Raw genomic sequence first — 7,694 nt, 5'->3', positions numbered from 1 at the left:
CACGGTTGCGCCCGTTCGCGTCGACGATCTTCGCCGAGATGACCGCACTCGCCGTCGAGAAGAAGGCCGTCAACCTCGGGCAGGGCTTCCCCGACACCGACGGCCCACCAGCCATGCTCGAGACCGCGCGTGAGGCCATCGCGAGCGGCCTCAACCAGTACTCCCCCGGCCCCGGCATGCCGGTGCTGCGGGCGGCCATCGCCGACGACAGGGCGGCCCGATTCGGTCTGCGCTACGACCCCGATTCGCAGATACTCGTCACCGTCGGTGCCACCGAGGCGATCTCGGCGACACTTCTCGGCCTGATCGAGTCAGGTGACGACGTCCTGCTGATCGAACCGTTCTACGACTCCTACGCGGCCGCCATCGCACTCGCCGGTGCCACTCGAACCGCCGTGCCACTGGTGTCCGACGGCAACGGATGGACCGTCGACACCGACGCCCTCGAACACGCCATCGGGCCCCGCACCCGCATGCTGATCGTCAATTCCCCGCACAACCCCACCGGCACGGTCTTCGACCGGGACACCATGATCCGCATCGCCGACATCGCGGTCACCCACGATCTGCTGGTCCTCACCGACGAGGTCTACGAGCACCTCACCTTCGACGGCACGGTGCACACGCCGATCGCGACACTGCCCGGGATGTTCGAGCGCACCGTCACGGTGTCGAGTGCCGCCAAAACCTTCAACGCCACCGGATGGAAGACGGGCTGGGCGCTGGGGCCTGCCGAATTGATCGACGCCGTCCGCGCGGCCAAACAGTTCATGACCTTCGTCGGCGGCACTCCCTTCCAACCGGCCGTCGCCTACGCGCTCGAGCACGAGCAGGCGTGGATAGCGCAGATGCGCGACGGCCTGCAACGCAAGCGAGACACACTCTCGGCCGCTCTGGCAGCGACAGGTGCCGATGTGAAGTACAGCGCAGGAACGTATTTCGTCTGTGCCGACATCGCACCGATCGGACGCGGTGACGCCTACGAGTTCTGCCGTGCCCTACCGGATCTGGTGGGCGTCGCGGCGGTTCCGGTCACGGCGTTCGTCGACGAGCCGACTCCATGGAAGTCGTTGGTGCGCTTCGCTTTCTGCAAGCAGGACAAGGTTCTCGCCGACGCGGCCGAGAGGCTACGGAAGTTGTGACTGCGCAACCGACGATCCCGGCCTACTTCGTCAGGCAGGCCGTCGACCTCGCGACGAGGAGCGGGGTCGACCTGACCTACCCGCTGTCGATGGCCGGCATCGGATCCACCATCCTCGACAATCCGGCCGAGCGTCTGACCACCCGGCAGGTCACTGCATTCACCCAGGCGGTCTGGACGATGACCGGCGACGAACTGTTCGGTCTCGCTGCAGTACCGGTGCGGCGCGGCAGCTTTCGCGTGGTGTGCCAGACCCTCATACACACCGAGAACCTGCAGGCCGCACTGATTCGAATGTCCGAGACCATGCGGGTACTGATACCGGTACGCCCCATGACGATCGATCGAACCGAAGAATCCACGGTCCTGACGGTGCACGTCACACCCACCACCCACCTGAGCCCGGAAGGCAACGAACTCGCCGAGCGACTGCTGACCGACTTCCTGTTGATTCTGCTGCACCGATTCGCGGCGTGGCTCATCGGCAACCGGGTCAAGCTTCTGTCGGTGCAACTGCCCTACGCGCTGCCGGGCCCCGAGGCGGGAAAGATGTACGACGCCATCTTCGGAACCCACGTGGAGTTCGGAACCGAGCTCGCCACACTGGAATTCGACAGCGCGGTGATGCGGGCACCGATCGTGCAGACCGAGGCGACTCTGGCGGAGTATCTCGCGGAGTCGCCCAATCTGCTGTTCTCGTCCCGAGATTACGACAGCACTGCGTCGAGCCAGGTTCGCCGCGCCCTGGAAACCGGATTCAAAGGTGGCGCACCGGGAACCGACGAAATCGCGGCGATGTTGAACATCAGCCCGCCACACCTGCGCCGAATTCTTCGGCAGGAGGGCACCTCCATCAACCAACTGCGCGAAGAAGTGCTGCGCGATGCAGCGATTTCCGGTTTGAGCCGCGGAGACAGCGTTGACGACATCTCGACCAGGTTGGGGTTCTCCGAGCCCAGCGCCTTCCGCCGAGCCTTCAAGCGATGGACCGGCCAGACCCCCGGCTCGTACCGTCTCAGCTGACGCAGAACTCGTTGCCCTCGGGATCGGTCATCGTGATCCAGACACTGGGTCCCTGACGTCCTCGATGCAGTACCGACGCGCCCCGTGCTTCCAGTTGCGTGACCACCGATTCACGCTCGTCGCCGACGCGAATGTCGAGGTGCAACCGATTCTTCACCGATTTCGGCTCGGCCACCGATTGGAACAGCACCCGCGGGCTGTCGGGCGACTCGGGATCGGTGATTCCCGCGCCCGCCTGCCACACGAGAACGCCCTCGAACGTGGTCGTGTCCTCCTCGCGCGCATGCCCCGCGGCAATCATCTCGCGAATGAAGTCCTCGTTGCTGGGTTCGGACTGCCAACCCAGCGTCTGCGCCCACCACTTCGCCAGTGCATGCGGGTTCGCACTGTCGACAACGACCTGAAATCGATATCCCATGACGGCACGGTACCGCCGCGCACTGGAAATGGGAACACACGTTCGATACAGTGACGGTCATGTCGCTCGCCATGCAGGGCTCGTTGTTCGGTGACGCCGACGGTGGCGTCGGGTCGCTCGAGTCCGTCACCCGTCGCGAACTCACACTCGGGGCGTGGGTGGACGTTCGACCGGGCTGGTTGTCCGATACCCACCTGTTCGATTCACTGGTGGACTCCGTCGATTGGCGGGCCGAGCGCAGGCAGATGTACGACCGCGTGGTCGATGTCCCGCGCCTGGTTCGGTTCTACGCCGAGCGCGAGCGGTGGCCCGACGCCGCGCTCTACGACGCACGCGATGCCCTCGACGAGCACTACCGCGCCGAACTCGGAGAATCGTTCACCACCGCCGGACTGTGCTACTACCGCGACGGATCCGACAGCGTCGCCTGGCACGGGGACAACATCGGTCGCAGCGCTACCGAGGACACCATGGTTGCGATCGTATCCCTCGGTGCCTCACGGCAACTCATGCTCCGACCGCGCGGCGGTGGAACGTCGTTGAAGTTCACGCTCGGTCACGGCGACCTGGTGGTGATGGGTGGATCGTGTCAACGAACCTGGGAACATGCCGTACCCAAGTCCACCCGCGCGACCGGCCCACGCATCAGCGTGCAGTTCCGACCGCGCGGGGTCCGCTAGCGCGAGGCCCGGCGCTTCTCCACCGCGGCCGCAAGTGTGTCCAATTGCGTTGCCGTGGTCGCCCAGTCGAGGCACGCGTCGGTGATCGACTGCCCGTACAGCAGATCGTCACGGTGGCCGAGTTCGAGATCCTGACGCCCCGCGACCAGGAAGCTCTCGAGCATCAGACCGACGATGCCGTGTTCGCCTGCCGCGACCCGTGCTGCCACGTCGGTGACCACGTCGACCTGCTTGTTGTGGTCCTTGCGGCTGTTGCCGTGGCTGGCGTCGATGACGACTCGCTCCGTTAGACCCGACTTACGCAGGCGTGCAACGGTATCGGCGACCGACTCGGCATCGTAGTTCGGCCCGTCGACGCCGCCGCGCAGAATGACGTGACAGTCCGGGTTTCCTACGGTGCGGATCAGAGCCGCCTGGCCGTCGAGGTCGGTGCCGGGGAAGACGTGGCTCGCGGCGGCAGCACGGGTGCCGTCGACCGCGACCTGGATGTCGCCCTCGGTGGAGTTCTTGATCCCCACCGGCATCGACAACGCACTGCACAGCTGGCGATGCACCTGACTGGCCGCAGTCCGCGCACCGATGGCGCCGTAGCTGACCAGGTCTGCGATGTACTGCGGGGTGATCGGGTCGAGGAACTCGCACCCGACCGGCAGACCGAGCGCGGAAATGTCGAGCAGCAGTTGACGTCCCACGCGCAGGCCGGCATTGATGTCGAAGCTGCCGTCGAGGTGCGGATCGTTGATCAATCCCTTCCACCCGAGCGTCGTCCTCGGCTTCTCGAAGTAGACCCGCATGACGATGTGCAGTCGATCGCCCAGTTCGGATGCCTTGGCCGCGAGGCGTCGAGCGTAGTCGAGGGCCGCGTCGGTGTCGTGCACCGAGCACGGGCCGACGACGACGATCAGCCGATCGTCGCGGCCGTCCAGCACGTCGACCACGCCGGCGCGCCCGGTTCTGACGGTGGCCGAGATCGCGTCGTCCACAGCATGTTCGCGGCGCAGCACCGACGGGGCAACCAGCGGGCTGATGCTGATGGTCCGCTGATCGTCGAGAGGTGGGGTGTCGAGAGAAAGTGTCATGAGAGGGCGTTCCTGTTCCCAGGCCGACTCTTCATGCTCCACATGCACTTCGAGCCGGTCTGTATCCGGCTCGTGGGGTGGAGGGTCAGCGCATGGCGTCGCTGGCTGACCCACCCGGGGCCGGCCTGCTAAACCAGAAATACGTGCGCTGCATGAAAAGCACCGTAGCAGATGAATGAATCGCGGACATCGACCCAACCAGGTTTAGGCTAGGGTTACCTGCCTACGCCCGATCTGTGAAAGAGAACGAAGTGAAACGTCTACTCCTGGCCACCGCGATCGCCGCGGTCACCGCACTGACACCGTTGCCTGTGGCGGTACCGCCGAGCAGACGGCCACTCCCTCCACCAGTACGGCGTCGGCCACCTCCTCCGACGACACTGGCCCTGACGACGCTGCTACGGACGCACCCGGCCCCACCGGCATCCCCGACGGCATGGGTTCGGGGGCCGCGGACGGAGTGTTCCCCCGCACGGTCGGCCACTTCGGCGGCTCCACCGAACTCCCCGCCGAACCGACGAAGATCGTCGTGATCGCCACCGGTCAGCTCGACGCGGCTCTCACTCTGGGCGTCGTACCCACCGGAGTCGCCTACGGAGACGGCGCCGCACTGGTACCGGATTACATCGGCTTCTCGTTTCCGCAGTACGCGGATCGCATGGCGCAGTTCGTCGATGTCGGCAACCGGCAGGAAGTCGACATCGAGGCGATCGCCGCCATCGAACCGGACCTCATCCTGGCGAACAAGGCAGGCTCCGAGGACATCTATTCGACGCTGTCGACCATCGCGCCGACCGTACTCACCGAGGGCACCGGAGTGAACTGGAAGCAGGACTTCCTCCTCCTCGGCGACGCGCTGGGCCGCACCGAGCAAGCGCAGAGCTTCCTCGACACCTACACCTCCGACGCTGCGGCACTGGGTGATTCGGTTGCCGATGGCGGCACGCCCACGGTCTCCTTCGTCCGCTTCACCGCCGATCGGGCACGCGTGTTCGGCATCCCGTCGTTCGCGGGGTACATCGCATGGGACGCCGGCCTGGCCCGCCCGGAAAGCCAGCAGTTCGACAAGACCTCACAGGACTTCAGCGAGGAAGAAATTCAACTGGCGAACGCGGACTGGGTGTTCGTCTCCAGCCAGGACGCCGGAGCCGATTCGAGCGCCGCGTCGTACACCACCAACCGCTGTGGGCCGGAATGAGCGCGGCAACCGAGAATCACATCGTCCGAGTCGACGACGACCCGTGGTACCTCAACGCCGGTCCGACGGCGGCAACCATCGTGCTCGACGGCCTGAGGAACGCCCTGCAGAGCTGATCCCTCGTCGTGCGCGTTTTACGCGCTCAGGAGTACGCAATACGCGCACGACGGATCTATAGGTTGCGCACAACTTAACCGTGCACTACTGTTCTTGGAGTGACCAACGAACTCGCACTCGACCGTCAGGTGTGCTTCGCGCTGTACTCCGCATCGCGGGCTACCACCGCGGTGTATCGCCCGATGCTCGACGAGCTCGGTGTCACGTACCCGCAGTACCTCGTACTGCTGGTGCTGTGGGAACAGGACGGGCGCGGCGTCAAGGACATCTGCGCCGAACTCGATCTCGACACCGGCACTCTGTCGCCGATGCTCAAGCGGCTCGAAGGTCTCGGTTTCATCGAGCGCCGACGCCTCAGCACCGACGAACGCCGCGTCGAGATCCACCTCACCGAGACCGGAAGTGCCATGCGCGCAAAGGCACTCGACATTCCACGCAAGCTGGCCGAGAAGACCGGCATGAATGTCGACGATCTCGTCAAGCTCAAAGAGTCGCTCGACGCATTGACGAGCGCTTTGCATCACACCGATTCGAGCACGACAGAAGGAGAATCATGAAGACCATCTACACCGCCGAAGCACTGGCCACCGGTGAAGGCCGAAACGGACACGCCCGCACTTCCGACGGACGGCTCGATCTCGACCTCGCCATCCCCGAGGCCATGGGCGGCAGCGGCAACGGCACCAACCCCGAGCAGCTCTTCGCCGCCGGCTACGCCGCGTGCTTCCACTCCGCACTGCAGATGGTGGCCCGTCAGGACAAGGCCGACGTCACCGATTCGGCCGTCGGCGCACGCGTGGACATCGGCCCCAACGACGCGGGCGGCTTCCAGCTCGCCGTCACCCTCGAGGTGACGCTGCCGAACCTGAGTCGCGAGGACGCCCAGGCCCTGGCCGACAAGGCCCACCAGGTGTGCCCGTACTCCAACGCCACCCGCGGCAACATCGACGTCACCGTCACAGTCACCGAAGACGAGTAAGGGAAATACAGTGAAGGCACACGAAATTCACCTCGCGTCCCGCCCAGAAGGCTGGCCGACGGAAGACAACTTTCGTGCGGAGGTCGTCGACCTTCCCGAACTCGCCGACGGGCAGATCCTCGTCCGCAACATCGTGATGTCGGTCGATCCGTACATGCGCGGCCGAATGAACGACGTGAAGTCGTACGTCCCGCCGTTCCAGATCGACGCACCGCTCGACGGCGGCGCCGTCGGCGAGATCATCGAATCCAAGGCCGAGGGTTTCTCTGTCGGCGACGCGGTCGTACACGGCCAGGGGTGGCGAGATCTCGCCATCGTCCCGGCCAGGGGTGCGAGCAAGGTCGATCTCGGCGCAGCCAAGGCCTCGGCGTACCTGGGCGCGCTCGGAATGACCGGCACCACAGCGTATGCAGGCCTGACCGACGTTGCGTCGTTCAAGGAAGGTGACGTCGTGTTCGTGTCCGGCGCAGCCGGCGCAGTCGGGTCGCTCGTCGGGCAGATCGCCAAGGCGCTCGGCGCATCCCGGGTGATCGGCAGTGCGGGCTCCCCCGCCAAAGTTGCTCGCTTGCTCGAGCTCGGCTTCGACGCGGCGTTCGATTACCACGACGGCCCTGTTGCCGAGCAGCTGCGACAGGCAGCACCGGACGGCATCGACGTGTACTTCGACAACGTCGGCGGCGAACATCTCGAGGCCGCCATCGGGTCGATGAACAAGCACGGCCGAATTGCCATGTGCGGAGCCATCGCTCAGTACAACTCCACCGAGCCGACTCCCGCACCGCGCAACCTCGCCCTGGCCATCGGCAAGGAATTGACGCTCGAGGGCTTCATCGTCGGCTCCTACGCGCACCTCACCGAGGAATTCCGCACCAAGATGACCCAGTGGCTCGCCAGCGGCGCAATCGAATTCGACGAAACGGTCGTCGACGGTCTCGACAACGCTCCCTCGGCGTTCATCGGACTGATGAAGGGCGAGAACACCGGCAAGATGGTCGTCACCATCTGAGTCGGACCCGAACGGTTCTACCGCAGTCCACACCCCGGTCGAATTCGACCGGG

Annotated in this window: 9 protein-coding genes; 7 read left to right on the top strand and 2 right to left on the bottom strand. The window is 65.2% G+C overall.

All coding sequences use genetic code 11. From position 1 onward, the window contains the following. Together RHBS_RS21070 and RHBS_RS21065 are read left to right on the top strand one after the other, a co-directional pair. Positions 1-1,142, top strand: a 1,142-nt coding sequence (locus RHBS_RS21070; RefSeq protein WP_128646376.1) for a pyridoxal phosphate-dependent aminotransferase, incomplete at its 5' end; no start/stop codon positions are given. Continuing rightward, the gene (locus RHBS_RS21065; RefSeq protein ID WP_094639371.1) at positions 1,139-2,164 is read left to right on the top strand and encodes an AraC family transcriptional regulator; all 1,026 of its coding nucleotides are present in this window, start codon (positions 1,139-1,141) and stop codon (positions 2,162-2,164) included. The genes RHBS_RS21070 and RHBS_RS21065, both read left to right, overlap by 4 nt. On the opposite strand, the gene RHBS_RS21060 is transcribed toward RHBS_RS21065, so the two are convergent. Continuing rightward, positions 2,157-2,582 carry a VOC family protein gene (locus tag RHBS_RS21060; RefSeq protein ID WP_094639370.1) on the bottom strand — a complete coding sequence of 142 codons (426 nt, stop codon included), beginning with the start codon at positions 2,580-2,582 and terminating at the stop codon, positions 2,157-2,159. The two genes, RHBS_RS21065 and RHBS_RS21060, sit on opposite strands and share 8 nt — an antisense overlap. Positions 2,583-2,641: 59 nt before the next feature. Between RHBS_RS21060 and RHBS_RS21055 the strand changes: the two genes are divergently transcribed. Beyond that, positions 2,642-3,262 (top strand): alpha-ketoglutarate-dependent dioxygenase AlkB, encoded by a 621-nt coding sequence (locus tag RHBS_RS21055; protein ID WP_068047907.1) that lies wholly within the window; start codon positions 2,642-2,644, stop codon positions 3,260-3,262. Here RHBS_RS21055 and RHBS_RS21050 read toward each other — a convergent pair. Beyond that, entirely contained in the window at positions 3,259-4,341 is a 1,083-nt protein-coding gene (locus RHBS_RS21050; protein WP_128646375.1) for a 3-deoxy-7-phosphoheptulonate synthase, read from the bottom strand. The genes RHBS_RS21055 and RHBS_RS21050 overlap by 4 nt on opposite strands. A gap of 436 nt (positions 4,342-4,777) precedes the next feature. Here RHBS_RS21050 and RHBS_RS21045 point away from each other — a divergent pair, with 436 nt between their 5' ends. From RHBS_RS21045 to RHBS_RS21030, 4 genes are all read left to right on the top strand, one after another. Then, positions 4,778-5,539: an iron-siderophore ABC transporter substrate-binding protein gene (locus tag RHBS_RS21045; protein WP_237669517.1), complete on the top strand. Its 762-nt coding sequence runs from the start codon at positions 4,778-4,780 to the stop codon at positions 5,537-5,539. 215 nt (positions 5,540-5,754) lie between these two features. Then, positions 5,755-6,213: a MarR family winged helix-turn-helix transcriptional regulator gene (locus tag RHBS_RS21040; RefSeq protein WP_121870766.1), complete on the top strand. Its 459-nt coding sequence runs from the start codon at positions 5,755-5,757 to the stop codon at positions 6,211-6,213. Continuing rightward, the gene (locus RHBS_RS21035; RefSeq protein ID WP_037187450.1) at positions 6,210-6,635 is read left to right on the top strand and encodes an organic hydroperoxide resistance protein; all 426 of its coding nucleotides are present in this window, start codon (positions 6,210-6,212) and stop codon (positions 6,633-6,635) included. The genes RHBS_RS21040 and RHBS_RS21035 overlap by 4 nt, the downstream gene beginning before the upstream one ends. 10 nt (positions 6,636-6,645) lie before the next feature. Next, positions 6,646-7,641, top strand: a complete 996-nt coding sequence (locus RHBS_RS21030; protein ID WP_121870767.1) for an NADP-dependent oxidoreductase — start codon at positions 6,646-6,648, stop codon at positions 7,639-7,641. Positions 7,642-7,694 lie beyond the last annotated feature (53 nt).

Source organism: Rhodococcus sp. BS-15 (genome assembly GCF_000813105.1).
Classification (GTDB): Bacteria; Actinomycetota; Actinomycetes; order Mycobacteriales; family Mycobacteriaceae; genus Rhodococcoides.
The sequence above is the reverse complement of the archived record's forward strand: the minus strand, read 5'-3'. Positions and strand labels throughout refer to the sequence as shown.